Consider the following 25,687-nt stretch of genomic DNA (forward strand, 5'->3'; position numbering starts at 1 on the left):
CAGCGATTGCTGTGAGCTTTTATTCGTATTCAGGATAGTATGCTTTTACTACAGTATCCACCGTTTCATTTTTCTTAACGTGTAAAAATCTTGCGTATAATTCTTTTCCAGTTTCAAATGGTGTATCGTCTAATTCAAACACATGTAATAGTTTTCGAAACGCCCACGTTACTTGCTCACCGTACATATTATCGTACGTGTGCTCAGACTGTATAGCGATTTGTTCACCTAGTGCATGGGCCTCTTCCAAACTGTGTGCCTTAACAAGAATAATACTTTCTTCAAAAAGTGTATCGTGATTTTCTTCATAATGCTCATCTATTTTCGTAGGATCAGGCTCACCAGAATGAACAGATTCAAACAATAATTTTACAGCGTACATATTATGCTGCATGTTTCACTCTATAAATAATACTTGCGACAAGTGAAGCAGGTATTGTAAATACGTTACTTTGGTAATGGTAATGTATTTGGGATTCTTCATAAGACATGTTGTCATATAGTTCGTTTTGTGACATATTCATTTTCTTCTGTTTTTCTTTGAGTATTTTAATGTAGTTATACTGTATTGGGACGAGAATGATGAAATAGGCTAATACGATTAGTGAAATCCAAATCATTATGAACACTCCCTTATAAAGAATATTTATATATGGTAATTATATCAATATATATGAAAAATATCCATTTTTTTCTGGTAGTCAATTTCCTTTCCAAAATGCAAAAAGTTCATCAGGACTTCGTAAATTATGTTCAAGACATGTTTGTGCAATGTGTTTAAAGTTTTGTATGAATTGTTCTAACCTAGAAGGATCATATTGTTTCACATTGCCAGCAATAATAGTTTCATCTTTATCTAAGTTAAGTGATATTTTTAGCGAAGTTATATTTGTTTTTAGTTGTACAACTTCCATGTAAAAAAACTTTTTGTCTAAGTCAATTATAATATAATCATATCGCTCTACTTGTTTAAAGTATCCTACAACATCATCTTCCAATTGAAACCCTCCCAAGTACTATAGCGTATCTGGAAGACTTCTATATAGATTGTATGATTCCTTGTTATATGTCACATAAGTGTAAAAATAACTATTATAGGGCAATGTCATGTATAATAGAAAGAAAAGGCTTGTGAGGGGGGAGAAGAGATGATCGTTCTTTGGATAATTACGCTTTGTATGACTGCTATTTTTGCATATATGACGTTAAAACAAAATGGTTTAAAGCGATTTGTTCCAGGAAGTATTCTTGCAGGAATTGCCCTTATCACGTATGTAATTTCTATTTTTATTGAAAGTGTATCAGTGGATATGAGCACAAGTTTAATGTTTATCGGTATTACACTATTTGCAAGTAGTATTATGGTACTTATGGTTGCTGGTATTATTTTATTTATTCATATGAATTCGGAAACGTTATAGCATATAGAAAAGGCATGTCCCTCTCGGGACATGCCTTTTTATCCGTTCAATTATGCTCTATCTTTAGAAGAATTTTGTTGTTTTAATAAGTCGCGAATTTCGCTAAGAAGTTCTTCTTCTTTTGTTGGTTCTGGAATTTCTTCTGTCTTTTCTTCTTCTTTTTTAGATGTTAGTTTGTTGAATACTTTAACAAACATAAAGATAGCTGCTGCAATAATTAAGAAATCAAAAATAGTTTGGATGAAGTTACCGTACATAATAGATGACTTACCGAATGTAAGTTTTAAATCTGTAAAGTCAACGCCACCTAATACCATACCAAGTAATGGTGTAATAACATCTTTTACTAAAGAACTAACGATTTTACCGAATGCAGCACCGATTACAACCCCGACAGCTAAATCAACGACATTCCCTTTGAAAGCGAACTTTTTAAACTCGTTCCACATGTGTTAATCCCATCCTTTCCACGATTCATTATGAAATTTATAATTCCTATCAACATATTCTATAGAAATTTGCGTGAGAAATAAAGGGGGGATGGGAATGAAAGTAAATTCTGAAAAATGTATCCGTTTTAATTTTTGTTTACATTATTCAGCAGAGATTGGAGCATTTGCTGCGTTTTTAATCCTTCTAATCCATCTACAACAGGCTTTGTATCTCCTTGTACACATTCAATGAAATGATGAACAGCATCTTCAAAACCACGTTGTTTTAACGTCGTATCCCATGATGGGGAACCAATTTGAGAAACTGCATTTTCTTGCTCAACTTCAAATGTGTTCATGTTTTTTACGCGAATGATTTTTCCCGCCGTTACAAGTTCAATTTGTTCTAAATTTGTACCGGCATGGCGGTGCATTGCGGTAGAAAGTAACATTCCATTTGCAGTTGTATATGTATGATGTCCGTAAAGAAGTTCATTCTTTTCATTGATTTGCATCATATTATGAACGACGTTAAGCTCATCGTTAGCTAACCAGCGAGCAGTATCTACAATATGTAAGTAATCATCTAACATCGTAAAGTCGTACGTATAGGGCCCGACTTTATTTGTACGATGCTTTTCAATTCGAATCCATGAAATATGATGAGCTTGCTCTTTTGCCGCAACATACATAGGAACGAAGCGGCGATTAAATCCGACCATTAACTTTCGGTTATATTTTTCGCTCAACTCGACTAGTTTTTCAGCCTGTTCCACTGTAGCAGCTAGCGGCTTATCAACGTAAACATCGATTCCTTTTTTCAGAAGTTCAGAAACGATTTCATAATGAGTAGCAGTTGAACTATGAACGAAGATTGCATCGCATTCCGAAGCTAACGTTTCAATAGAATGGAAGTCTTGAATGCGGTATTGCTGGCAAATTTGTTTCCTTTTTTCTGCGTTAGGTGTAAACGCTCCTACAAAATTCCAATCTGTTTCTTTTGTAAGTGTTGGAAGATAGGCTTTTTGTGCAATACTTCCAAGTCCAATCATTCCAATTTTAGGTTTGTTCATGTGTATTCCCACCCTATTCATATTGATATAACGGCTTAAATGTAGCATAGGGCGGGGAAGGAAAGCAAAAATTAGCGTTTTACTTATGTTCTTCTAACAAAATCTTCTCTATCTCTTCAAAGTTATGAGCGCGAGCATGCTCTAGCGGAGTAACACCATCATTATCTGGAATGTTTACATCTGCACCGTGCTCAATAAGAAGGCGGATAACTTGTTGTTGTGTTTCATCTCCGTTGTTTAGTACGATGGCTTCCATTAAAGCTGTCCACCCGAGATTATTGACATGGTTTACATCGATATTTGTTCGCGTGAGGAGTTCTTTTATAACATCAATATAACCATGTTCTGAGGCAGGGATAAGGGCTGTTCCGCCGTAACGATTCGTAAGTGTTGGATCTGCGCCGGCATCAATCGTTAGTTTTAAAATATCCAAGTAACCTTCTGCACCGGCGTATAGAAAGGGATTGTTTTTCATATCATCTTGGATATTTACGTCAGCACCAGCTTCGATAAGTACTTTTGCGGTTTTTACATCATTTTTATATGTAGCAATCATAAGAGGGGTGCGTCCTTTATTGTCTGTTATATTTATGTCAGCCCCTTTTTTGAGTAACGATATAACAGTATTCGTTTCTTGTTTCTCAGTAGCTGTTAGTAGCGCTGTCTCCATGTTTATCATCTCCTTTTTAACTTCTTGTTCTTGCGAGCAACCTTGTAAAAAAATTACGCAACATATCATACTTACTGTTTTTTTGAACATGGAATTTCAACCTCCTCATTTCAACTGTAAAAGAAGAACATTAAATTTTTATAAACTGACGCTAAAATTACTATAAAATCGCTTGAGTATTTGAACATATATTTTTATGCTTATGAGTAATAAGGTTTGATAAAGTGAAACTTTAATCAGTGGGGGTTTTGTTCATCCCCCACTGATTATTAGCCCACACCAATCGGGCTTTTATGGGCAGCCCGACCCCCACTTAACTTCTTTGCTTTCTCTGAATTTTGAGGTGGGGATCTTACTGCCCGGCAAATAGCGGGGTAAAGTGAGGATGTAACATATGTCTATTAAAACAAGGTTTTTATTTTCTTATATCGCTGTCATTCTCGTTTCCATTACGCTTATATTAATCGCGGGATTTTTAATCGTTTTTTCGATAACAGGTGATTTGGAAGCAGTGAAAAATTTCTATAAAAGCTCCTATATTCAAAAGCCGCTTACGTCAGAAGAAGAGAATGCGTATATTGAGTTAAAGACGGCAGCAAAGAAACATCAATCGCAACTATTAGATGAATCGTTCGTTTCATCACTTGAAAAAGAAGGGGTGAAAATTGTTGTAAGAAAGGGAGAAACCATTTCTTATGCTACAAAAGTATTTGAAAGTGGGGCTTTAAAGGTAGCCCTTCCGAAATTTGAATCTGCAAATATTAATAGTCGTGGTACAACGGAACTCGGCGATACATTTTATCGATATGTAAAGTTTGATTTTTATTTTCCTCAGGAAGAAGAGGGGAGTATATTTGTATTAAAGAAGCAAAGTTCATTTGTAGATCTTACACAAAAGTTATTTCCGATTTTGTTCGTATCACTTTTACTGTTAGCTATTTTACTTATTGGATTATTAAGTTACCTCGTTTCAAGAAGTGTTATAAAACCAATCTTTGTATTGAAAGATGCGACTGAAAAAATTAAAGAAGGAAATTTAAATTTTCAAATACCAGTTACATCGCACGATGAAATTGGGCAATTGAATCAAGGATTTGAGGAAATGAGGAAGAAATTAAAAGAATCGATAGAGATGCAAACGCAGTATGAAGAAAATCGAAAAGAGCTCATTTCAAACATCTCTCACGATTTAAAAACACCGATTACATCTATTATTGGATATGTAGAAGGAATAAAAGACGGAGTAGCAAATACGCCAGAAAAAATGGATAAGTACTTAACGACTATCCATACGAAAGCAAGACATATGGATACACTCATTGATGAATTATTTTTATTCTCAAAGCTTGATTTGAATCGAGTTCCCTTTCAGTTTGAAACGGTTGAATTAAATATGTTTATGCAAGAATTAATAGAAGAGATGCAGATGGATTTAAGTAAAGAAGGTATAGAAGTTAACTTACAATTACATGCATCACCACTTTATGTAAAGGCTGATTGCGAAAAGATAAATAGAGTGATATCAAATTTAATTCATAATAGTGTGAAATACATGGATAAAGAAGAAAAGAAAATTACTGTAACAGTATCGATTGATAACAATAAAGTGATTGTGAAAGTAATGGACAACGGATCAGGTATAGAATCTGGTACACTTCCTTATATTTTTGAACGTTTTTATCGTGCAGAGCAATCGAGAAATTCGAGTACAGGTGGAAGTGGACTTGGTTTAGCAATAGCGAAGCAAATTGTTGAAGAACATGGCGGAGAAATTTGGGCGGAAAGCGAGCTTGGGGAAGGCACAAGCATTTTCTTCTCATTGGAAAAAGTAGAGGAATGTGGTGAGTAAATTGAAAAGAATTTTACTAATAGAAGATGAAGTAAGCATTGCAGAATTACAGCGAGATTATTTAGAAATTAATGATTTTCAAGTTGATGTAGAACACTCTGGAGAAACAGGTTTACAAATGGCCCTGCAAGAAGACTACGATTTAATTATTTTAGATATTATGCTTCCGAAAATGAATGGATTTGAAATTTGTAAGCAAATTCGAGCTATAAAAGATATTCCGATTTTACTTGTTTCAGCAAAAAAAGAAGATATAGATAAAATTCGCGGACTCGGCTTAGGGGCGGATGATTATATAACGAAACCGTTTAGCCCGAGTGAATTAGTCGCAAGAGTAAAAGCACATATTTCTCGTTATGAAAGATTATTAGGAAATGTAAGTAAGCAACGCGATACGCTATATATTCACGGAATCTCTATTGATCAAAGGGCGAGGAAAGTTTTTATAAACAATGAAGAAGTTGCGTTTACAACGAAGGAATTTGATTTATTAACATTCTTTGTCACAAACCCAAATCAAGTATTAAATAAAGAACAGCTATTTGAACGCATTTGGGGATTAGACTCCGCTGGTGATTTAGCAACTGTTGTCGTTCATATTAGAAAGTTACGTGAAAAAATTGAAAGAGATCCTGCTCACCCGCAATATATTGAAACAGTATGGGGGGCTGGTTATCGTTTTAATGTGTAGGGAACCTGTCAAAGTTTTGGCAGGTTTTTTTGTATGTGATCAAAAGGGGAGAATAGGTAATTTATGTTAAAATATAAAGAGAGATAAAAACATAGGAGAGTGTGAGAGGGCGTGCTACATTTTGGGGGATATATTAAAAGATAATAAATCAAACAAGGCTTTAAAAATCGGGACTAATATTATACTTATCTTATTAATTATTGGTGCAATACAAATGTTTTATGATGAAGATTATACAAATGATCATTTTGGTTGGTTATTTATGATGGTCTTTTTTGCAATTAAAATAGTTTCTAGTTTTCTAATAAGTTTAAAAGAAGGAGATAAAAAGGCAGTATTTATTGATTTAGGTTTAGTGGTTTTGTGTGTTCTTCTTTTAATTGTTACTAGTTGAAATACTTCTTTTGAAAAAAGCTCATAGTCTTATAGAGACTATGAGCTTTCCTTAATAATAACGGTACTAATGTAACAATTTATAAAATGTTCGAGTAGTAGAAGTAAACTGAGCAGCTTCTTCCAAAAAGGGATAATGATTACTCTCTTCAAATATCATAAAAATAGAATTACGTATGCCCTCATGCATCTCGATAGAATACTGAATTGGGCACTGTACATCATGTCTTCCGCATATAATAAGGGTCTTTGTTTGGATGGAAGGTAAATCCTTTCTTAAGTCAAATGAAAGATATTCATTGGTGAAAGCATTCATACGGCTAGCGGACATAGTTTTTTGGATTGGTTTACAAAAATAAGAATTGTAGTTTTCCGGTTTATATAATGATAATTTTGTTCTCTTAGTAGATAGCTCTTTCCGTTCTTCACTTGTAAGGTGAGGGCTTTTTAAATTTTCGATGAGCTGTTGCATATAATGAAACTGAGGATGTTCCGGATGATAAATACAAAATGGTGTTTCAGTATAATTACTTGCTGCGGCTCCAACGACGACTAGTGATTGTAAGGATTTGGGATATGTGATTGCGTATAGAAGTCCAAGCATACCTCCTGTTGAATGACCAGCGAAATGCCATGTTGGAAGTTGTAAAGTTTCTCGTATTGCTTCTAAGTCGTGAATTGTTTCAATCATACTTAATTCGTTTTCTACCTGGGCTTTTGCTGAGTTACCAGCGTCTCGTAAATTAATGAGCAATACACGATGCGTAGCAGTGAAAACATCCGCAAAGTAATCACCAGTTTCATTAAATTGTGAATAGTGATGTGTAATGCAAAGCGGTTCGCCATTTCCTTTTGTAAAAAGTTCAAATGTACCGCGTTTCGTATGGATCATTTGTTGTTTCCACATAATATCACGACCTTTTCCCATAAAGTCCGTTAGTACATAAAAATATATCAGCGATTATTAGAATATATCGACTTACCGACAGAAATCGACAATAAATAAAAGGAGGCTATTCAAAAACGAGCCTCCTTTTCGTTTAGTACAAAGATTTTTTCATATTATTCCGAATAATTTCAAGGGATTTCGCTACAGTTAATGCGTTCTTTTCTTCAATTTCTGGTTTGCGGGGGATAGGTTTATACATGTTGTCTGGATCTTCCCATGTGAGGGGAAGTTCTGTTTCTGCTTGTCCTTTCCAAGCGTCAATCCATTCTGGAGGGAGATAACCTGAGATGTTTTGGATGTTATTCATTTCGAGCCAAATGAGTGCCCACGCTCTTGGGACGACGCGCCAATGGTCATAGCCACCACCGCCGACAGCAATCCAGCGACCTTCGCAATATTCGTTAGCGATTTCGCGAGCGAGCTTCGGTATCTCGCGGTAAATATTCATCGTTGCGCAAAGGTGTGTAAGTGGATCGTAGTAATGTGCGTCAGCGCCATTTTGCGTTAAAATAATATCCGGTTTAAAGTATGCGGCAACTTCTTTTACGACAGTTCGATAGGAATCTAAAAACGATTCGTCTTCTGTAAAAGCATCGAGTGGAACGTTAAAAGAATAACTATAGCCATTACCTTGTCCGCGTTCGTTTACAGCGCCAGTTCCAGGGAATAAATATCGACCAGTTTCATGTAGTGAAATGGTGCATACGTTAGGATCGTCATAAAAGGACCACTGTACACCATCACCGTGATGAGCATCTGTATCAATATATAAAACGCGTAAACCGTATTTCTTCTGAATATATTTCATTGCGATGGAACTGTCGTTATAAATACAAAAGCCAGATGCCTTGCCGCGGAAGCCGTGATGTAAGCCGCCACCTAAATTAAGCGCGTGCTTTACTTTCCCAGAAAGAACAGCATCGACAGCTGTTAACGTACCGCCAACGAGTAATGCGCTTGCTTCGTGCATATTTGGAAACATCGGTGTATCTTCTGTTCCGAGTCCATATGTCATCGCAATTGATTTTTCTAACTTACCTTCTCCAGCACGTTTTACCGCATTTATGTACTCCTCTGTATGAATGTAGGCAATCTCTTCATCTGTAGCCATCCGTGGTGAGATGATTTGAGAAGGAGAGATGAAACCGCCCTTTTGTAATAAATCATACGTAAGTGTGACGCGCAGTTGGTTAAAAGGATGATCAGGGCTAAATGAATAGCCCCGAAAGTCATCCGAATAAATAAACGCGCTACTCATGCTTGCATCCCCATAATGTTCGGCCATAATACGCGGTAGCCTTCTGTTTCAAGTGCATCAATCACTTTTAGCGGATTCATCGTTTGAATGCGGAAAACGAGTACTTTATCATTCTCATCTTTTGCTGGATAGACGAGAACGCTCACGATATTTATTTGTAACTCACTAAAAATAGCAACGACTTTTCCGAGAATGCCAGGTTCATTTTTTACTTGAATTTCAATTTGTGAACTCGGTTGATGTGCTCCTGTTAATTTCACTAACGTGTGCAGTACAGTAGATTCAGAAATAATTCCAACTAACTTTCCAGCCTTTGTTACAGGAAGGCACCCTATTTTGTTTTCAAAAAATAAAGTAGCAATTTCCTCAACAAAGTCGAGAGGATGGCAAGTCATAACAGGGTGTTTCATAATAAGTTCAAGCGGTTGCTTCAGCATATCTAGTGAAACTTGTTCATCTAAAATAGACGGACTTGCATCTCTTACATCCCGATCAGAAATAATGCCTACGACATGATTATTTTGATCGACAATTGGAATGTGCCGAATGCCTTTCGTGCGTATCGTTCGGATTGCTGTTTCGATTGTATCGTTTGGATGTAGTGTCACCACATCTTGATTCATAATTTCTTCTACAATCATTCCAGTTGCCCCCTTTATTAATACATAAAACGATTGTGAAAACGTAGACGATCAAATGCTTGAATAGAATCCGTATCAACGCGTTTACCGATGCGGACCATTAAACAGTTAGCAGGATGTGAACAAATTTCAGGATCATCTGTAGCCATCCATTGTAACCCGCCAGCATTCATCATCTTTTCCATTACTTTTCGGTACTCCCAAACATTTAAGCCTGTTTGTTTCAAATCCCAGTGCCAATAATATTCAGTCGTCAATATAATGTAATCTTCCATATAATCGTCCATCATAGAAACCTCTAGTAAGTTCTTTCCGACAGAACTCCCGCGGAAGGCTGGGACCACTTCAATTGCCCCAAGCTCAATTAAGTTTTCCATTTTTCCTTCTGACCATCGTTCAAGTGGATCAGGATACAAGTATGTAACATATCCAACAATCGTTTGGTCATGTCTAGCAATAATGAGACGAGCTTCTGGCAATTTAGAAATTTCGACAATTGCTTTATATTGCTGCTCGGCAGGACGAAACGCAACTAAATCTGGATGAAATTCATACATTTCTAAGTTATGTGTAGAGACAGGCCCTTCAATAATTAAAGTGCCTTTCGCTGTTTTTAAGTTTCTAGCATTATATATTTTTTTATGGATCAATGTATTGCTCACCACCTTGAGGGTTTGTGAATCTATTCATATCGTACTTTATAATATATGCGATGTGAATCGAAATTTGTCATTAAAAATTTGTCTAAAAATCAACAAATATACTGAAAATTTTAAATAATGTTATTATAATAGATAATAGAATACATAGGAGGGGGATGTAAAGTATGAAAGTAGAAACGCTTCCTGTCATTAAAGGAGAAAATAATTTGCCGAATTATGATGAGGCATACGCGAATTTTAACTGGGAAGAGGTTAATAAAAACTTTACTTGGAATGAGACAGGCCGAGTAAATATGGCGTATGAGGCAATTGATAAGCATGCGAAATCCGATCGAAAGAATAAAGTAGCCCTTTATTATCAAGATGGATCGCGAAAAGAGAAATATACATTTAAGGAAATGAAGGATTTTTCTAATAAAGCAGGAAACGTCCTGAAAAATTATGGCGATGTAGAAAAAGGCGATCGCGTTTTTATTTTTATGCCGCGTTCCCCAGAGTTATATTTTGCCCTTCTTGGTGCAGTGAAATTAGGGGCAATCGTTGGACCGCTATTTGAAGCGTTTATGGAAGGAGCAGTTCGCGATCGTTTAGAAGATAGCGAAGCAAAGGTGTTAATTACAACGCCTGAATTGTTAGAGCGCGTACCATTAAATGATTTACCAGCTTTAAAAACAGTCTTCCTTGTTGGAGAGAATGTAGAAGAAGGCGGTAAAACGGTAGCGTTCAATCCTTTATTCGAACAAGCTTCAAAAGAATTACATATCGAATGGTTAGGCCGTGAAGACGGTTTGATTCTACATTACACGTCTGGTTCTACTGGTAAGCCAAAAGGTGTGCTTCATGCACAAAACGCAATGGTTCAGCACTACCAAACGGCGAAATGGGTATTAGATTTAAAAGAAGATGATGTATACTGGTGCACAGCTGACCCGGGCTGGGTAACTGGAACTGCTTACGGTATTTTCGCGCCGTGGTTAGTCGGAGCATCAAATGTTATTTTAGGCGGACGATTTAGTCCAGAAGCTTGGTATGAAGCACTGCAAGATTACGGTGTAACAGTTTGGTATAGCGCACCGACAGCTTTCCGTATGTTAATGGGTGCTGGACAAGATGCAATTAAAAAATATGATTTATCACAAGTGCGCCACGTGTTAAGCGTTGGTGAACCGTTAAATCCAGAAGTAATTCGCTGGGGTATGAACGCATTTGGACTTCGTATTCATGATACGTGGTGGATGACAGAAACAGGTGGACAAGTTATTTGTAACTACCCTTGTATGGAAATCCGTCCAGGTTCAATGGGGAAACCAATTCCAGGTGTGAAAGCAGCGATTGTTGATAATGAAGGAAATGAAGTGCCTCCATACACAATGGGTAACTTAGCAATTGGTAAAGGTTGGCCAGCTATGATGCGTGGAATTTGGAATAACAAGCAAAAATATGAGTCTTACTTTATGCCGGGTGATTGGTACGTATCAGGTGACTCTGCCTATATGGACGAGGATGGATACTTCTGGTTCCAAGGACGTATTGACGATGTAATTATGACGTCAGGTGAGCGCGTTGGACCATTTGAAGTAGAAAGCAAATTAATCGAGCATGCTGCTGTTGCAGAAGCTGGTGTAATTGGTATTCCTGATCCGGTGCGCGGCGAAATTATTAAAGCATTTATCGCGCTTCGTGCAGGGTACGAACCATCTGAAGAATTAAAAGAAGAAATTCGTCAATTTGTAAAGAAAGGTCTAGCAGCTCATGCAGCGCCAAGGCAAATTGAATTTAGAGACAAATTACCGAAAACGAGAAGTGGTAAAATTATGCGCCGCGTATTAAAAGCGTGGGAGTTAAACTTACCAACAGGTGACTTATCAACGATGGAAGATTAAGAGAGAAAGGTCTGAACGAAATAGTGTTCAGACCTTTCTTTTTTCTTCCCTCTTTAACCTACATATAAAGAGGGAAGAAAATGAAAACAGAAAAAGAAAAAATGATACTAGGAGAAATATATATACCGACTGATCCAGTTGTATGAAAAGATGTGCCAGATCATGTAGTAGTTGGCGGAAATCCTGCAAAGATTATAAAAAAATAAAATAATATTTGAACGAAGTGCCTTCCTCGTCTGTATACATTTATGAAAGAATAGATGAGGGAGGCTTTTTTATGTCTAATAAATTACTTCTTACTTTTGCTTTAATTGGAGTTATAGCTGTATTTTCTTGTGGTTTACTATTACCGATGCCAATCGGATTTAAAGTGTCGATGATCACAGCTGGAGTTATGATGATTGTTATGTTTTCCATCATTATTCCATTTGATAGAAAACATATAGTAAGAAAAAATGGATATAAAATTGATTTTACGAAAACAAAAGTATATTTTCGCTGGAATGTATTTGATACGATTTCGGCTTGCCTAGCAGTGTATGCATGTATATGTGTGCAAGTATTAAATATTTTAGTTTCAACCGGCGAGACAATTCAAAACCCGTATGTTCAATTTTTTACGAATCAATCACAAGTATGGATTATTGTCGCAAGTTGCTATTTAATTTCCCGTATTTCATTAACGTTAAAAGGAATAAAGGAGATCAAAAATCATGGCGCAGATTGGGATTGAGGAGGAGCTCATGCTTGCGTATCAAAGTGGAGATAAGCAGGCTGGGGAAAAACTATACATTTTAATCAAACCAGCGCTATACACATTTTTATATCGATTTAATCGAGATGAACAATTAAGTATCGATCTTGTGCAAGATACGTTTTTGACGCTAGAGCGTAAGAAACATATGTATGAACCTGAAAAGGGAAAAATAAAAACGTATTTATTTCAAATTGGTTATCGTCTTATGATTAATAAATTAAATAGGAGAAAAAAGTGGCGTACGCTTTTGCCATTTTTAGTGCCGATTCCGGAAAAAGAATTTTCTCACGAAGATCGGCTTACAGTAAGAGAAGCAATTTTGAAAGTTCCAGAAGAGCAAAGAGCAGTCCTAATCCTTTCTTATTATCATGACATGCAGCAAAAAGAAATTGCAGAGGTATTAGATATTCCAGTTGGAACGGTGAAGTCGAGACTTCATAACGGGATAAAGAAATTGAAACAATTGCTGGAGGTGGACGAAATTGAGCGAAAATCCCTTTAAGAGTGAATATAAGTTAAAGCAACATTTAGATAGTGATCATGTAGAAATACCAGACTTTCCAAAAACGGTAAGTCGCTTCGATCGATTAATCGGGTTTCTTGGTTCTCCGGCGAAAGATCCTGTGGAGGCTACGATTGGGAATGATTTATCAGTTGTGTTTCACGTATCATTATTAGTTGGTGTTCCAATACTTTCTCTTATTACGATACTCTTTATGACGTTGTAAAGGATTGGCAAGAAGGGAAAACTGACCTCTATTTGACACGCCTATATAAATGATGGTATAAAGAAAAGTATATGAATAATTGAGCGTGGAAAGGGAGAAGTAGTGATCATTTCCCTGTTTTAGAGAGCTGATGGCCGGTGAAAATCAGCACATAGATGATCGCGAATTACGCCCCTAGAGCATCTTTTTTCGATTGAATTGTATTCAAAAGGGAAAAGACGGTGCTAAGCCGTTATGTAAATAAGGTGGTAGGCTTTTTTGGTCTGCAACTAGGGTGGTAACGCGATAATCAAAATCGTCCCTTATTTGAAGGGGCGATTTTTTTATGTTTTCAACCTTCACGCCAGTAATGAACTTAAAGGAGAGTATGTAGGATATGGGTATTTTACAAGATCTTGAATTTCGCGGTCTAATTAATCAGCAAACAGATGCTGAGGGCCTTGAGCAATTATTAGAAAAAGAAAGCGTTAAATTATACTGTGGTTTCGACCCGACAGCGGATAGCTTACACATTGGTCATATGTTACCAGTATTAATGTTACGTCGTTTCCAATTAGCTGGTCACCAACCAATCGCACTTGTTGGCGGTGGTACTGGTATGATCGGTGATCCAAGTGGTAAAAAAGCAGAGCGTACATTAAATACGAAAGATACAGTTGCTTACTACACAGAAAGCATTAAAAACCAACTTTCAAACTTCTTAGAGTTCGAAAACGTGGAAAACCCAGCAACAATGGCTAACAACTATGATTGGCTTGGTAACTTAGATGTCATTTCATTCTTACGCGATATCGGTAAAAACTTCGGTTTAAACTATATGTTAGCGAAAGATACAGTAGCATCTCGTTTAGAGACTGGTATTTCATTTACTGAGTTTAGTTACATGATTTTACAATCATACGATTTCTTAAACTTATACCAACACCATAATTGCCGCCTACAAATCGGTGGTAGTGACCAATGGGGTAACATTACAGCTGGTCTTGAATTAATCCGTAAATCAGAAGAAGATGCAAAAGCATTCGGTTTAACAATTCCACTAGTTACGAAATCTGACGGTACGAAGTTTGGTAAAACAGAAGGCGGCGCAATTTGGTTAGACCCAGAGAAAACAACTCCTTACGAGTTCTACCAATTCTGGATTAACACAGATGACCGCGACGTTGTTAAATACTTAAAATACTTCACATTCTTATCTCATGAAGAAATTCTTGAGCTTGAAAAGCAAGTAGCTGAAGCACCAGAAAAACGTGCAGCACAAAAAGCATTAGGTGCAGAAATGACAAAACTTGTTCACGGCGAAGAAGCATTAGAGCAAGCGATTAAAATTTCAGCTGCATTATTCAGCGGTTCTGTAGCAGAATTGACTGCAAGCGAAATCGAGCAAGGATTCAAAGACGTACCATCTGTAGAACGTATTGCAGAAGATACAGTATTAATCGACTTACTTGTAGAAAGCAAAATCTCTCCATCAAAACGTCAAGCACGTGAAGATGTAACGAACGGCGCAATCTACGTAAACGGTGAGCGTACACAAGCATTAGACTACGTTGTAACAGAAAAAGACCGCATCGAAGGTAAATTCACAATCATTCGCCGCGGTAAGAAGAAATATTTCTTAATTCGTTACTAATCCGAAACGAATATAAACAAATAGTACCCCGAATTGTAGGCTGAAAAGTTTATGATTCGGGGTTTTTATGTATGAATTTAGATTACCTCACGAGTTCTTGTAAATAGAATATGAAGAATTAATACGATCATATAAAGTAAGCTAATAAGCATAACGATAAATGCTGTTGGATAAAATTTTGCTGCATATATAAAGAAGTCGATTTGATAAATATCTTCGTAATTTGAAACGGTGCCTTTGAAGTAATTCGTAAACTTAGCGCTATATTTCCATTCATCAGGATCATCTATTAAATTACTTCCCTGATACCAATTAATAAGCGCGGAAGTAATAAACAACATACATGCACTGCCTAACTGAACCATTTGGTTTATTGTCAAAATGAATCAACCTCCTATTTTATGGTTATTATAGCGTGCATTCATATACTTGTAACCATTTTGTTGTAATCTCCTTTTCGAGTTCATACGGAAATCACATGTAAGCGGTATGATAAATGTATAACAACTAGAAAGGAGTGGTAAAACAAAATGTCACTAGAAGCGCTCATTATTTTTTCTTTGCTAAATGCGGGTCAGCTTGCAGAGAATTCGAAGGTGGATATACATAAAGAGCAGAAAGATGCTTATGTATATGTTCAGAAAGAGGAAAATAAATAACTTTATTTTATATATAAACGAAAAAAGCCAATCCACAGGATTGGCTTTTTGTCATTAACGAGAGTAGAACTCTACGATTAATGCTTCGTTGATTTCAGCTGGTAACTCAGCACGCTCAGCGTGACGAGTGTAAGTAGCTTCTAATTTGTCAGCATCGAAAGTTAAGTATTCTGGTACGAAGTTGTTAACTTCGATCGCTTCTTTAACAACAACAAGGTTGTTAGATTTTTCGCGAACGCTGATAGTTTGACCAGGTTTTACACGGTAAGATGGGATATCTACGCGAGCGCCATCAACCATGATGTGACCGTGGTTTACTAATTGGCGAGCTGCACGACGAGTGCGAGCTAAGCCCATACGGTAAACTAAGTTGTCAAGACGAGCTTCAAGAAGGATCATGAAGTTTTCGCCGTGCTTACCAGGCATTTTACCTGCTTGGTCAAATGTGCGACGGAATTGACGCTCAGTCATGCCGTACATGTGACGAAGTTTTTGTTTCTCTTGTAATTGTAAACCGTATTCTGAAAGTTTCTTACGTTGGTTAGGACCGTGAGGACCTGGTGCGTAAGGGCGTTTTTCTAATTCTTTTCCTGTGCCGCTTAGAGAGATTCCAAGACGACGAGACAGTTTCCAAGCTGGACCTGTATAACGAGCCATAGTTGACTCCTCCTTTAAAATGTTTTTATTTACGTAAAATAAAAACAGACGTAATCGATATTTACGGGCATTTTGTTTTCATGTACCTTCGCTCCAGCAGCAGGGAGTTACGAGATACACCTCCGTAGAGGAACAAAATACAAACGATAAACTCACATTACAAGGCTGCCTTTTTATTTTACACAAACGCTATTATATCTTTTACCCAGAGTTTCGTCAAGCGAGTACGTTTTTGTTTTATGCATATAAATTTTGGAAATGAACAAGAAGGAATTTAAAACGATATAAAAGAAGAGATAGAAACACAAATAAAACGCTTACATAAAATGAAATAAAACGTTCATCAAATTTTTAATGATGAATATGCGGCAATAAAAACATAAAAGGGGATGTTTTTATGAAAAAGAAGCATATGGAGACAGCGTTAATTCATCACGGTTATACATCAGAGGAACATAAAGGAAGTTTAACACCGCCTTTATTTCAAACGTCTACATTTACATTTGAGACTGCGCAGCAAGGAGAGGCGAGTTTTGCGGGAGTGGATCCATCTTATATTTACTCAAGACTTGGAAATCCGACTGTGAAATTATTCGAAGAACGTATGGCGGTGTTAGAAGGAGGAGAAGAAGCGCTTGCTTTCGGATCCGGTATGGCAGCTATTTCCGCAACGTTAATTGGTTTTCTAAAAGCTGGAGATCATATTATTTGTTCAAATGGATTATACGGCTGCACATACGGTTTTTTAGAAGTGTTAGAAGAAAAATTTATGATTACGCATTCGTTTTGTGATATGGAGACAGAGGCTGATATGGAAAATAAAATTCGCCCGAATACAAAGCTTATTTTCGTTGAAACACCGATTAATCCGACAATGAAATTAATTGATTTAAAACAAGTGATTCGGGTTGCGAAGCGAAATGGGTTACTTGTTATTGTTGATAATACGTTTTGTTCACCTTATTTACAAAGACCGCTTGAACTTGGCTGTGACGCGGTTGTTCATAGTGCGACAAAATATATTGGTGGTCACGGTGATGTTGTGGCGGGTGTAACAATTTGTAAAACGAAAGCGTTAGCTGAAAAAATCCGCCCGATGCGAAAAGATATCGGTGGTATTATGGCACCGTTTGACGCGTGGTTATTGTTACGCGGATTAAAGACACTAGCAGTAAGAATGGATCGTCATTGTGATAATGCAGAAAAAATTGTATCGTTCCTAAAAAATCATGATGCGGTAGAAGGTGTTTGGTACCCAGAAGGAGAGTTAGCATCTCGCCAAATGAAACGTGGGGGCGGCGTTATATCTTTTTCAATTAAAGGCGGGAAAGAAGAGACGCAGGCGTTTATTAATGACCTTCACTTTATTACAATTGCGGTAAGTTTAGGAGATACAGAAACGTTAATTCAGCACCCGGCAACGATGACGCACGCCGCGATTCCAGCTGCGTTAAGACAAGAAATGGGCATTTATGATAATTTAATACGTTTATCTGTCGGTTTAGAATCGTGGGAGGATATCGTTTCTGATTTAGAGCAAGCGTTAAAGAAAATATCTACTGTTAGTAATCAATAAAAAAAGAGCTAGCTATCGGTTTTGTACGTGATGTACTTAATCGATAACTAGCTCTTTTTTGTTACATATGTTTTAGGAGTGTTTCCACAAACTTTTCTAAATAGCGCTGATCTACTTCGTCGAAACGATTTTTCTCAGGACTATCAATATCAAGTACACCGATGACATTCCCATCCTTAATAATCGGTACGACGATTTCTGAATTCGAAGCACTGTCGCAAGCGATGTGTCCTGGGAATTGATGAACGTCTGCTACAAGCTGCGTAGTTTTCGTTTCAGCTGCAACGCCGCAAACGCCTCGTCCAAATGGAATGCGTACGCAAGCAGGCATTCCTTGGAACGGTCCAAGAACAAGCTGATTTCCTTCTGTTACGTAAAAGCCAACCCAATTAACGCGATCTAGAAATTGGTTTAATAATGCGGACGCATTTGATAAGTTTGCGACTACGTTTGATTCGCCAGTTAATAATGCATCCAGTTGTTTTATTACTGTCTCATATTGCTCTTCAAGAGATCCTGCATAACTTTCTTTAGTAAACATGGAAACAGCTCCTTTTTTATCGAGATGTGTAAAACATTAGCAAAATACGATGTATTTCACATGACTTTGTCGATAGAAAATTAAAGGAATTTGTCTTAAAAGTCAAGAAATTTACACTATAGCTGTTCAGTGAGAGGAAGTGAGCGCATGAAACAGACGAAACAAAAAGTAATTGATGCGGCAATATCGTTGTTTAACACGAAAGGTTATGATGGAACATCGGTGCGAGACATTGCAAAGCGAGCGGATGTGAATGTAGCGAATATTTCATATTATTTTGCTGGAAAGCAAGGCCTATTAGAGCAGCTTATTACTAATTTTTTAGAAGGGTATATTCATGTGATTGAAACGTCCTTTGAACAGAGAGAATATTTGTCGGCTAAAGATGTGATGGTGCAAATGGTGCGCGGGATTTTACGATATCAATTTGATAATAGGGAGCTGACACGTTTCTTTTACCGAGAGCTGTCGCTTGATACGACATTAATTCGCGAAGTGATGACCGTTTATTTTTCTAAAGAAAGATATTATATAGAGCAAGTAATTAGGCAAGGACAAATGAAACAAGAGTTTAAGAAGGTATCTTTTACAATGTTTATGACGCAATTAAAAGGCATGATAAATATGCCGTTTTTATATCCGCAATATATATCAGAAGTACTACATTCTTTTCCATCTGAGACCTTTTTCTTAGAAATGTACACGAAAGAAATTGAACAATGGATGGAACAAACATTATGTATAATGAATATGTATCAGGAATGGCCAAGAGCTGTTCATATGTGAGAAATCCCCACCTAACGAACTGAGGTGGGGATTTTTGTGCTTTCTTTTCTTTGCCATAAATTGTTGCATAATAGCGCGATAATTGTTAATGAGGCGCCCACAATTTCAATTTTGTCGACTGTATAACCTCGAAAGATGGAACCGATAAGTGCAAGCACAGGAACTAAATTCATAAATAATATGCCATTAATAGATGAAATATAGCGATTTCCTGCGTTCCAGCAAAATACTGCGATAACGCCTGCAATAATAGACATATATAAGAGTTCAAAACGAACGTTCATAATTGTCGATAGTGAAGGTACAGTAACGACGTTTGTATAAGTTAAAAAAGTGACGATAGCGATGAGTGAAATTGAGCCAAATAAACAAGTTAACGTCGTATACCTAAGTGGCGACCAAGATTGAAAACTAGCACCACCGTTTGTATAAATGACCCAGCAAGTAACGCCGCACAGCATAAGTATATTTGTTGAGAGGTGACTGGCAGCTCCAAATAATAAGTGAATATTTCCTTTTGAAATGACAAGCATAACACCGAATAATGCAACAAACATACAAAGGAATGTATAGTTTTGTGGGCGTTTGTTTTTTGTTAGCCACTGCAATAATAAAGCGATGAGTGGCATAAGAGACTGAATCATCGCGGCATGGATGGCTCCAGACGGTCCGGCAAGTTGTTGTCCGTAGAAAACGAGAAAACCATATCCGGCGAAACCGACTGTTCCGTAAAAGAGTAACGAAAGTGTTTTCTTTTCTAAGCGGAGTGACTTTGTCCCTTCGGTAAGTAATAGCAGAATAAGAAAAATAATAGCTGCTGATCCATAGCGAATCGTTGTGAAGAAGAACGGATCGATAAACTGTAAGGCGTTTGCCATGATAGGAAACATAAATCCCCAAGCCGTTACGGCAAGTAAGCATAGGAGGGATCCGAGTAGCATTTGTTTTTTGTTCAAGAGTATCTTTCCCCTTTACATTTCGTTATAGTAAGTTGATGAAATAAGTATAAAGAATAATTGTTTATAGAAGGAAATATCGATTTTTTATGACAGTTATAACTTTTTGTTAGAGGTGTGTACGATGGATTTAGAGGCAGTACGATCGTTTATTGAAGTGAAGAATACGCGAAGTTTATCAAAGGCGAGTAAGATTTTACATATTTCTCAGCCGGCGCTTAGTAAACAAATTCAAAGGTTAGAAGCGGATTTAGAGGTTACTTTATTAAAACGTTCCGCGCAAGGAGTCGAATTAACAAGTGCTGGAGAGTTATTCATAACAAGAATGTTACCGATTTTGGGACACATACATGAAGTGAAAGCCGAAATGAAGAAGTTTCAAGAGAAGCGGAACATTTCTATAGGGATATTGCCAAGTTTAGCAGCACATTATATATCAAAATGTAAAGATATATTAGATGACGGGTTCGAAATAGAATGGAAAATTGAGCATACGAAAGTACTGATAGGACTTTTTAAAGAACGGAAGATTGAAGCGATGTTCATCGATTCAGTAGTAGAAGGTGCTACGTGTATAAAAGAAATACGAGAAGAAAAAATTGTGTGTGTCGTTTCAAATGATCATCTTTATAAAGAGAAAACAGTAATCCGAATGGAAGATTTGCAAAATGAAAAGTTAATCGTATACCCAGAAATCTGCGATGTAAGGAAAATGATTACGAATATGTTTCAAGGGATAGGTGCGAAACCGATTATTGCATTTGAAACTTCTTATGCAGAACCGATGCTTGCGATGGTCAGTGCTGGACTTGGCATTACGTTACTTCCAGAAATAGCAGTAGAGCAAGCGGTAAGGCAAGGAAATGTGCATGCGATTTCTATTGAACCGCCACTTTTGCGCAAAATTTATTTCGCATCTCATATGGAAGAAGGCCTTGTATTGCATTCATTTGATGATGAGAGGTAATCCAAACAGAATATTGAGAAAGATTACAACTACATTGAAAGAAACATGAAATTTTAAAAAAAACTAGGTCAAAAACAAACCATTACATGGTATGATTAGTACATTGTTAGTTGTTAAATATAGGGGAATTCCCTTTTTATACATAATGCCTTCCATTTCATAAACGGAACGGACAAAAAAAGAGATATAACTAGGAGGCTTTTTTGCATGGATTCTATCCTGACGATCGTTATCATTGTAGTAAGCTCTATTCTAGTGCTGCTCATGATAGAGCTTGTGATAAGAAATCGTTCATATAAAGATATTGAAGCACTTGAGCAGTGGAAACAAGAGATAAAAGATAAACCTGTGGCAGATGAACTAAAACGGGTGAAAGATTTAAATATGACGGGTCAAACAGAAGAACTGTTTGGTAAATGGCGTGAAGAATGGGATGAAATTGTATCAACAACCATTCCGAAAGCTGAAAAAGATTTAGCGCAAGCGCGAAAATTCGCCTCGCAATTCTCCTTCCGAAAAGCAAAGCATGCGATGAATGAATCCATAAGTGGTTTAGATGACGCTGATAATCGTATTACAGACATTTTAAATGAATTACAGCAATTGTTAGAAAGCCATGAAAAAAATAGCTCGGAAATCGAAGGGTTACGTGATACATATCGTAGTATGAAGAAGAGTGTTCTTGCTCATAGACATATGTATGGAGCAGCAGAGCAGAAAATCGAAGAGATGCTAGACGCTGAATCTGAGAAATTTAAAACCTTTGAAGAAGCAACAAATAATGGTGACTATTTAAAAGCGAGAGAAATTGTTATTAGTTTGGAAGAAGGTTTAGCAGATTTAGAAATCATTATTCACCAAATTCCAGATTTATTGGTAGAGTGTCAAGCGACGTTACCGGTTCAGCTGGAAGATTTATTACACGGACATAATGATATGGTAAGACAAGGTTATGTATTAGAGTATTTGGAAATCCCTAAAGAAGTTCGCGATATGAAGAAACAACTACAAATATGTTTAATGGATATACAGGAGCTTCACATAACAGAAGCGGCTGAAAAAGTAGAAAACTTAAAAACAAGTTTAGATAGCTTCTATGATCAACTAGAACAAGAAGTACATGCGAGACATTATGTGGAGCAAAAAACACTTTCTGTTTATGAAGACTTAGAAGAAATTCGCATTGAAACGATTGAAACAAAAGCAGAAACACAGCTCGTGAAACAAAGCTATCAGTTACAAGATAAGGACATTGAGTCTCAAAAAGTAATTGAAAAGCAAATGCACATTTTAATGAAACGTTTTGAAATGTTGCAATTACGGGTTGCGGAACAAGATATTGCCTTCTCTATTATTCGTGAGGAACTAGAAGAGATTTATGAGCAATGTGAAACATTAAAAGTACTTCATGCAGAATATAAAGAAATGCTGCAAACGATGCGCAAAGAAGAATTTGAAGCACGTGAGAAGTTACAAGAAATGCGAAATACTATTTTCGAAACGAAACGCTTTATGCAAAAGTCGAATTTGCCAGGTCTTCCAGAGAGCATTATGGAAGATTTAAAAAGAGGACAAATGGCAATGCAAGCTGTATATGAGCAATTAGAAGTGAAGCCGTTAAATATGAATGCTGTAAATAGCAGTTTAGAAGAAGCTTACACAACTGTTAATGGTGTTGCTGAAATGACAGAAGAGTTAATTGGACAAGCGTATTTAGTTGAAAAATTAATTCAATACGGTAATCGTTACCGCAGTCATGATGAAAACCTTGCAGAGAGCTTAAATTATGCGGAGAAATTATTCCGTGAATATCAATACGATGCAGCTTTAGAACAAGCAGCTTCTGTACTAGAGCAACTTGAGCCTGGCGTTGTTCAAAAAATAGCTGAATATGTAGACAATGAACAAACCCTTTCATAAGGGTTTGTTTTTTTGTGTAATTTTGCAGGCGATGTTGCTATAATGAATAGCGGAATACAGTAAGGTTATTCGTTTTAAAATATAACGGAACCTTTGCGTAGTCTTAGCGTAATGACACGTATTTGTGATATGATTATATGATGTGACAGCGCTGAAAGGGGAAGAACGATGATCTATTTTGATAATAGTGCGACGACAAAGCCATATCCAGAAGCTCTTCAATCGTACGTAACGGTTGCGGGGAAATATTTTGGGAATCCTTCTTCTATTCATTCGCTTGGAGGAGAGGCAGAGCGTCTATTAACACAATCAAGAACAATTGCAGCGCAGCTTCTTCACGTTAAACCTTCTGAAATTATTTTCACATCAGGTGGAACGGAAGGGAATAACCTTGCGATTAAAGGAATAGCGATGAGGAATCGTTCGCGCGGTAAACATATCATTACAACAAATATTGAACACGCGTCTGTGTTTGAAGCATATAAACAATTAGAAGATCTCGGTTTTGATGTAACATATTTACCGGTTAATGAGCATGGTGTTGTATCGGTAGAGGATGTAAAACGAGCGCTTCGTGAAGATACGATTCTTGTGTCAATTATTCACGTGAACAACGAGACTGGAGCAATTCAGCCCGTTGGTGAAATTGGAACGTTATTATCGAATTATCCGAAAATAAGATTCCATGTGGACCATGTACAAGGGATAGGAAAAGTACCGCTTAATTTATACGCTTCTCATATTGATCTTTGCTCAATATCTGGACATAAATTCCACAGTGTAAAAGGAACGGGTCTTCTTTATGTACGTGATGGCGTAAGGTTAGATCCAATTTTATCAGGTGGTCAACAAGAGCTGAAGTATCGCTCTGGTACAGAGAACTTACCTGGCATTGTAGCGATGGTGAAAGCACTTCGCATGACAATGGAGCAAGTGAAAGAAAAGGTAGCTCATTTGCAAAGTTTACAAGCAGAGCTTGTTCGTTTCTTTAAAGAGATGGAAGATGTAACGATTAATACGTCGCTTGCATATGCAGCACCGCACATTTTAAATGTATCATTTGTAGGTTTAAAACCAGAAGTGGTCGTTCATGCTTTAGAAGAGCACGGTGTATATGTATCAACGAAATCTGCTTGTTCTTCAAAAGCAAATGAAGTGAGCAGAGTGTTAGTGTCAATGGGAGTACCGCATGCCGCTGCTGCAAGTGCTATTCGCATTAGTTTGGCACCAGAAAACACGATGGAAGAAGTAAAGCAATTTGAAGGTATTGTGAAAGAGACGATGCCAAAATTATATGAAGTGATGAGGTAAAGGAATATGATGACATATGAATATATTTTAGTTCGTTATGGAGAGATGACGACTAAAGGTAAGAACCGTTCTAAATTTGTAAGCACATTAAAAGATAACGTGAAGTTCAAACTGAAAAAATTCCCAAATATTAAAATCGATGCAACGCATGACCGTATGTACATCCAATTAAATGGCGAAGATCATGAAGCGGTATCTGAAAGATTAAAAGATGTATTTGGTATTCATAAGTTTAACTTAGCGATGAAAGTACCATCAGAATTAGAAGACATTAAAAAAGGTGCATTAGCAGCTTTCTTACAAGTAAAAGGCGATGTGAAAACATTTAAAATTACTGTACACCGTTCTTATAAGCATTTCCCAATGAGAACGATGGAATTATTACCTGAGATTGGTGGACACATTCTAGAAAATACAGAAGATATTACTGTAGATGTTCATAATCCAGATGTAAATGTACGTGTAGAAATTCGCAGTGGTTATAGCTATATTATGTGCGATGAGCGTATGGGAGCTGGCGGTTTACCAGTTGGTGTTGGCGGAAAAGTAATGGTACTTCTTTCTGGTGGTATCGATAGCCCAGTAGCAGCGTACTTAACGATGAAACGCGGCGTATCTGTGGAAGCAGTTCACTTCCATAGCCCACCTTTCACAAGTGAGCGCGCAAAACAAAAAGTAATCGATTTAGCACAAGAGTTAACGAAATACTGTAAACGTGTAACACTTCACCTTGTTCCATTTACAGAAGTGCAAAAAACGATTAATAAAGAAATCCCATCTAGCTATTCAATGACAGTTATGCGCCGTATGATGATGCGTATTACAGAGCGTATCGCAGAGGAGCGTAACGCACTTGCGATCACGACTGGTGAAAGTCTTGGACAAGTAGCAAGCCAAACGTTAGATAGTATGCATACGATTAACGAAGTGACAAACTATCCGGTTATTCGTCCGCTTATTACGATGGACAAATTAGAAATTATTAAAATCGCTGAAGAAATTGGCACATATGATATTTCAATTCGTCCATACGAAGACTGCTGTACAGTATTCACACCAGCAAGCCCAGCGACGAAGCCGAAGCGTGAAAAAGCGAATCGTTTTGAGGCGAAATACGATTTCACACCATTAATCGAAGAAGCTGTAGCGAACAAAGAAACAATGGTATTACAAACAGTTGAAGTAGTGGCGGAAGAAGAAAAGTTTGAAGAACTTTTCTAAAACCATAAATTACCATATATAAACCGTGTATGAAGTCATGTTATTTATCACACT

The 25,687-nt window shown here is 37.0% G+C and carries 30 protein-coding genes and 1 other annotated feature; of the genes, 16 read left to right on the forward strand and 14 right to left on the reverse strand.

Annotated features, from left to right (window positions below; translation table 11 throughout):
* Positions 1-19 precede the first annotated feature (19 nt).
* The 3 genes from RCJ96_RS01145 to dhp61 form a co-directional block, all read right to left on the reverse strand.
* Positions 20-382, reverse strand: a complete 363-nt coding sequence (locus RCJ96_RS01145) for a DUF4288 domain-containing protein (RefSeq protein WP_139302708.1) — start codon at positions 380-382, stop codon at positions 20-22.
* Between the two features lies 1 nt (position 383).
* Positions 384-620 (reverse strand): DUF3949 domain-containing protein, encoded by a 237-nt coding sequence (locus tag RCJ96_RS01150; protein WP_000637881.1) that lies wholly within the window; start codon positions 618-620, stop codon positions 384-386.
* Positions 621-701: 81 nt separating this feature from the next.
* Positions 702-998, reverse strand: coding sequence for a protein Dhp61 (dhp61, locus tag RCJ96_RS01155; RefSeq protein ID WP_139302705.1), 297 nt, complete (start codon positions 996-998; stop codon positions 702-704).
* Positions 999-1,148: 150 nt separating this feature from the next.
* On the opposite strand from dhp61, the gene RCJ96_RS01160 reads away from it, so the two are divergent.
* The gene (locus RCJ96_RS01160; RefSeq protein WP_000636591.1) at positions 1,149-1,421 is read left to right on the forward strand and encodes a DUF3917 domain-containing protein; all 273 of its coding nucleotides are present in this window, start codon (positions 1,149-1,151) and stop codon (positions 1,419-1,421) included.
* A gap of 50 nt (positions 1,422-1,471) precedes the next feature.
* On the opposite strand, the gene mscL is transcribed toward RCJ96_RS01160, so the two are convergent.
* From mscL to RCJ96_RS01175, 3 genes are all read right to left on the reverse strand, one after another.
* Positions 1,472-1,870, reverse strand: a complete 399-nt coding sequence (mscL, locus tag RCJ96_RS01165) for a large-conductance mechanosensitive channel protein MscL (protein WP_074606472.1) — start codon at positions 1,868-1,870, stop codon at positions 1,472-1,474.
* A gap of 128 nt (positions 1,871-1,998) precedes the next feature.
* Positions 1,999-2,925 (reverse strand): Gfo/Idh/MocA family protein, encoded by a 927-nt coding sequence (locus RCJ96_RS01170; protein WP_416504136.1) that lies wholly within the window; start codon positions 2,923-2,925, stop codon positions 1,999-2,001.
* 79 nt (positions 2,926-3,004) lie between these two features.
* Positions 3,005-3,685 (reverse strand): ankyrin repeat domain-containing protein, encoded by a 681-nt coding sequence (locus tag RCJ96_RS01175; protein WP_416504135.1) that lies wholly within the window; start codon positions 3,683-3,685, stop codon positions 3,005-3,007.
* Positions 3,686-3,989: 304 nt separating this feature from the next.
* Between RCJ96_RS01175 and RCJ96_RS01180 the strand changes: the two genes are divergently transcribed.
* The 3 genes from RCJ96_RS01180 (at position 3,990) to RCJ96_RS01190 (ending at position 6,529) form a co-directional block, all read left to right on the forward strand.
* Positions 3,990-5,444, forward strand: a complete 1,455-nt coding sequence (locus RCJ96_RS01180) for a sensor histidine kinase (RefSeq protein ID WP_242304550.1) — start codon at positions 3,990-3,992, stop codon at positions 5,442-5,444.
* Position 5,445: 1 nt separating this feature from the next.
* Positions 5,446-6,135, forward strand: a complete 690-nt coding sequence (locus RCJ96_RS01185; RefSeq protein ID WP_001993852.1) for a response regulator transcription factor — start codon at positions 5,446-5,448, stop codon at positions 6,133-6,135.
* Between the two features lie 121 nt (positions 6,136-6,256).
* Positions 6,257-6,529, forward strand: a complete 273-nt coding sequence (locus RCJ96_RS01190; RefSeq protein ID WP_000502324.1) for a hypothetical protein — start codon at positions 6,257-6,259, stop codon at positions 6,527-6,529.
* Positions 6,530-6,595: 66 nt separating this feature from the next.
* Here the strand turns inward: RCJ96_RS01190 and RCJ96_RS01195 are convergent, their stop codons facing one another.
* The 4 genes from RCJ96_RS01195 to acuA form a co-directional block, all read right to left on the reverse strand.
* Positions 6,596-7,456: an alpha/beta fold hydrolase gene (locus RCJ96_RS01195; RefSeq protein WP_139302706.1), complete on the reverse strand. Its 861-nt coding sequence runs from the start codon at positions 7,454-7,456 to the stop codon at positions 6,596-6,598.
* A 112-nt stretch (positions 7,457-7,568) separates the two neighbouring features.
* Positions 7,569-8,735 carry an acetoin utilization protein AcuC gene (acuC, locus tag RCJ96_RS01200; RefSeq protein ID WP_000092796.1) on the reverse strand — a complete coding sequence of 389 codons (1,167 nt, stop codon included), beginning with the start codon at positions 8,733-8,735 and terminating at the stop codon, positions 7,569-7,571.
* The gene (locus RCJ96_RS01205) at positions 8,732-9,376 is read right to left on the reverse strand and encodes an acetoin utilization AcuB family protein (protein WP_000634569.1); all 645 of its coding nucleotides are present in this window, start codon (positions 9,374-9,376) and stop codon (positions 8,732-8,734) included. Before RCJ96_RS01205 ends, acuC begins: the two co-directional genes overlap by 4 nt.
* A 17-nt stretch (positions 9,377-9,393) precedes the next feature.
* Positions 9,394-10,026, reverse strand: a complete 633-nt coding sequence (gene acuA, locus RCJ96_RS01210; protein ID WP_000581400.1) for an acetoin utilization protein acetyltransferase AcuA — start codon at positions 10,024-10,026, stop codon at positions 9,394-9,396.
* A gap of 176 nt (positions 10,027-10,202) precedes the next feature.
* Between acuA and acsA the strand changes: the two genes are divergently transcribed.
* The 5 genes from acsA (at position 10,203) to tyrS (ending at position 15,039) form a co-directional block, all read left to right on the forward strand.
* Positions 10,203-11,921: an acetate--CoA ligase gene (gene acsA / locus RCJ96_RS01215; protein WP_098298844.1), complete on the forward strand. Its 1,719-nt coding sequence runs from the start codon at positions 10,203-10,205 to the stop codon at positions 11,919-11,921.
* A gap of 277 nt (positions 11,922-12,198) precedes the next feature.
* Positions 12,199-12,654, forward strand: a complete 456-nt coding sequence (locus RCJ96_RS01220) for a hypothetical protein (RefSeq protein WP_416504133.1) — start codon at positions 12,199-12,201, stop codon at positions 12,652-12,654.
* The gene (locus tag RCJ96_RS01225) at positions 12,635-13,180 is read left to right on the forward strand and encodes an RNA polymerase sigma factor (protein ID WP_270795662.1); all 546 of its coding nucleotides are present in this window, start codon (positions 12,635-12,637) and stop codon (positions 13,178-13,180) included. The genes RCJ96_RS01220 and RCJ96_RS01225 overlap by 20 nt, the downstream gene beginning before the upstream one ends.
* Complete coding sequence (locus RCJ96_RS01230; RefSeq protein WP_001293783.1) at positions 13,161-13,406, forward strand: hypothetical protein; 246 nt, start codon at positions 13,161-13,163, stop codon at positions 13,404-13,406. Before RCJ96_RS01225 ends, RCJ96_RS01230 begins: the two co-directional genes overlap by 20 nt.
* 77 nt (positions 13,407-13,483) lie before the next feature.
* Positions 13,484-13,712: a binding site (T-box leader), on the forward strand.
* A gap of 70 nt (positions 13,713-13,782) precedes the next feature.
* Entirely contained in the window at positions 13,783-15,039 is a 1,257-nt protein-coding gene (gene tyrS / locus RCJ96_RS01235) for a tyrosine--tRNA ligase (protein WP_270795661.1), read from the forward strand.
* A gap of 77 nt (positions 15,040-15,116) precedes the next feature.
* On the opposite strand, the gene RCJ96_RS01240 is transcribed toward tyrS, so the two are convergent.
* Complete coding sequence (locus RCJ96_RS01240; RefSeq protein ID WP_074564663.1) at positions 15,117-15,419, reverse strand: YjdJ family protein; 303 nt, start codon at positions 15,417-15,419, stop codon at positions 15,117-15,119.
* A 150-nt stretch (positions 15,420-15,569) separates the two neighbouring features.
* Here RCJ96_RS01240 and RCJ96_RS01245 point away from each other — a divergent pair, with 150 nt between their 5' ends.
* A complete protein-coding gene (locus RCJ96_RS01245; protein WP_000050940.1) occupies positions 15,570-15,698 on the forward strand; it encodes a hypothetical protein in 129 nt (42 codons plus the stop codon).
* A gap of 54 nt (positions 15,699-15,752) precedes the next feature.
* On the opposite strand, the gene rpsD is transcribed toward RCJ96_RS01245, so the two are convergent.
* A complete protein-coding gene (gene rpsD, locus RCJ96_RS01250) occupies positions 15,753-16,355 on the reverse strand; it encodes a 30S ribosomal protein S4 (protein ID WP_000135311.1) in 603 nt (200 codons plus the stop codon).
* Positions 16,356-16,752: 397 nt separating this feature from the next.
* Here rpsD and megL point away from each other — a divergent pair, with 397 nt between their 5' ends.
* Entirely contained in the window at positions 16,753-17,931 is a 1,179-nt protein-coding gene (megL, locus tag RCJ96_RS01255; RefSeq protein ID WP_000726590.1) for a methionine gamma-lyase, read from the forward strand.
* A 61-nt stretch (positions 17,932-17,992) separates the two neighbouring features.
* On the opposite strand, the gene RCJ96_RS01260 is transcribed toward megL, so the two are convergent.
* Positions 17,993-18,472 carry a GAF domain-containing protein gene (locus RCJ96_RS01260; protein WP_074606488.1) on the reverse strand — a complete coding sequence of 160 codons (480 nt, stop codon included), beginning with the start codon at positions 18,470-18,472 and terminating at the stop codon, positions 17,993-17,995.
* A gap of 147 nt (positions 18,473-18,619) precedes the next feature.
* Between RCJ96_RS01260 and refZ the strand changes: the two genes are divergently transcribed.
* On the forward strand, positions 18,620-19,258 hold the full coding sequence (refZ, locus tag RCJ96_RS01265) for a forespore capture DNA-binding protein RefZ (RefSeq protein WP_074606538.1): 639 nt from the start codon (positions 18,620-18,622) through the stop codon (positions 19,256-19,258).
* 11 nt (positions 19,259-19,269) lie between these two features.
* Here refZ and RCJ96_RS01270 read toward each other — a convergent pair whose 3' ends face one another.
* Positions 19,270-20,214 (reverse strand): DMT family transporter, encoded by a 945-nt coding sequence (locus tag RCJ96_RS01270; RefSeq protein ID WP_416504132.1) that lies wholly within the window; start codon positions 20,212-20,214, stop codon positions 19,270-19,272.
* Positions 20,215-20,338: 124 nt separating this feature from the next.
* Between RCJ96_RS01270 and RCJ96_RS01275 the strand changes: the two genes are divergently transcribed.
* The 4 genes from RCJ96_RS01275 to thiI all read left to right on the forward strand — a co-directional run bounded on the left by RCJ96_RS01275 (position 20,339) and on the right by thiI (position 25,633).
* Positions 20,339-21,181 (forward strand): LysR family transcriptional regulator, encoded by an 843-nt coding sequence (locus tag RCJ96_RS01275; RefSeq protein WP_416504131.1) that lies wholly within the window; start codon positions 20,339-20,341, stop codon positions 21,179-21,181.
* 207 nt (positions 21,182-21,388) lie between these two features.
* On the forward strand, positions 21,389-23,101 hold the full coding sequence (ezrA, locus tag RCJ96_RS01280) for a septation ring formation regulator EzrA (RefSeq protein ID WP_000377297.1): 1,713 nt from the start codon (positions 21,389-21,391) through the stop codon (positions 23,099-23,101).
* A 168-nt stretch (positions 23,102-23,269) separates the two neighbouring features.
* Entirely contained in the window at positions 23,270-24,412 is a 1,143-nt protein-coding gene (locus RCJ96_RS01285; protein WP_000638971.1) for a cysteine desulfurase family protein, read from the forward strand.
* Positions 24,413-24,418: 6 nt separating this feature from the next.
* Entirely contained in the window at positions 24,419-25,633 is a 1,215-nt protein-coding gene (gene thiI / locus RCJ96_RS01290) for a tRNA uracil 4-sulfurtransferase ThiI (protein ID WP_000989285.1), read from the forward strand.
* Positions 25,634-25,687: the final 54 nt, after the last annotated feature.

The sequence above is a fragment of the Bacillus sp. BSL6 genome, assembly GCF_052928345.1.

Bases quoted from the DNA above. Each gene is read 5' to 3' on its own strand.
- RCJ96_RS01145 (WP_139302708.1), bottom strand. From the start codon at position 382: ATGTACGCTGTAAAATTATTGTTTGAATCTGTTCATTCTGGTGAGCCT.
- ezrA (WP_000377297.1), top strand. From the start codon at position 21,389: ATGGATTCTATCCTGACGATCGTTATCATTGTAGTAAGCTCTATTCTA.
- megL (WP_000726590.1), top strand. From the start codon at position 16,753: ATGAAAAAGAAGCATATGGAGACAGCGTTAATTCATCACGGTTATACA.
- RCJ96_RS01285 (WP_000638971.1), top strand. From the start codon at position 23,270: ATGATCTATTTTGATAATAGTGCGACGACAAAGCCATATCCAGAAGCT.
- tyrS (WP_270795661.1), top strand. From the start codon at position 13,783: ATGGGTATTTTACAAGATCTTGAATTTCGCGGTCTAATTAATCAGCAA.
- RCJ96_RS01180 (WP_242304550.1), top strand. From the start codon at position 3,990: ATGTCTATTAAAACAAGGTTTTTATTTTCTTATATCGCTGTCATTCTC.
- mscL (WP_074606472.1), bottom strand. From the start codon at position 1,870: ATGTGGAACGAGTTTAAAAAGTTCGCTTTCAAAGGGAATGTCGTTGAT.
- RCJ96_RS01195 (WP_139302706.1), bottom strand. From the start codon at position 7,456: ATGGGAAAAGGTCGTGATATTATGTGGAAACAACAAATGATCCATACG.
- RCJ96_RS01205 (WP_000634569.1), bottom strand. From the start codon at position 9,376: ATGATTGTAGAAGAAATTATGAATCAAGATGTGGTGACACTACATCCA.
- RCJ96_RS01260 (WP_074606488.1), bottom strand. From the start codon at position 18,472: ATGTTTACTAAAGAAAGTTATGCAGGATCTCTTGAAGAGCAATATGAG.
- refZ (WP_074606538.1), top strand. From the start codon at position 18,620: ATGAAACAGACGAAACAAAAAGTAATTGATGCGGCAATATCGTTGTTT.
- RCJ96_RS01160 (WP_000636591.1), top strand. From the start codon at position 1,149: ATGATCGTTCTTTGGATAATTACGCTTTGTATGACTGCTATTTTTGCA.
- rpsD (WP_000135311.1), bottom strand. From the start codon at position 16,355: ATGGCTCGTTATACAGGTCCAGCTTGGAAACTGTCTCGTCGTCTTGGA.
- RCJ96_RS01245 (WP_000050940.1), top strand. From the start codon at position 15,570: ATGTCACTAGAAGCGCTCATTATTTTTTCTTTGCTAAATGCGGGTCAG.
- RCJ96_RS01170 (WP_416504136.1), bottom strand. From the start codon at position 2,925: ATGAACAAACCTAAAATTGGAATGATTGGACTTGGAAGTATTGCACAA.
- acsA (WP_098298844.1), top strand. From the start codon at position 10,203: ATGAAAGTAGAAACGCTTCCTGTCATTAAAGGAGAAAATAATTTGCCG.
- RCJ96_RS01275 (WP_416504131.1), top strand. From the start codon at position 20,339: ATGGATTTAGAGGCAGTACGATCGTTTATTGAAGTGAAGAATACGCGA.
- RCJ96_RS01225 (WP_270795662.1), top strand. From the start codon at position 12,635: ATGGCGCAGATTGGGATTGAGGAGGAGCTCATGCTTGCGTATCAAAGT.
- RCJ96_RS01175 (WP_416504135.1), bottom strand. From the start codon at position 3,685: ATGTTCAAAAAAACAGTAAGTATGATATGTTGCGTAATTTTTTTACAA.
- RCJ96_RS01150 (WP_000637881.1), bottom strand. From the start codon at position 620: ATGATTTGGATTTCACTAATCGTATTAGCCTATTTCATCATTCTCGTC.
- RCJ96_RS01220 (WP_416504133.1), top strand. From the start codon at position 12,199: ATGTCTAATAAATTACTTCTTACTTTTGCTTTAATTGGAGTTATAGCT.
- acuC (WP_000092796.1), bottom strand. From the start codon at position 8,735: ATGAGTAGCGCGTTTATTTATTCGGATGACTTTCGGGGCTATTCATTT.
- thiI (WP_000989285.1), top strand. From the start codon at position 24,419: ATGATGACATATGAATATATTTTAGTTCGTTATGGAGAGATGACGACT.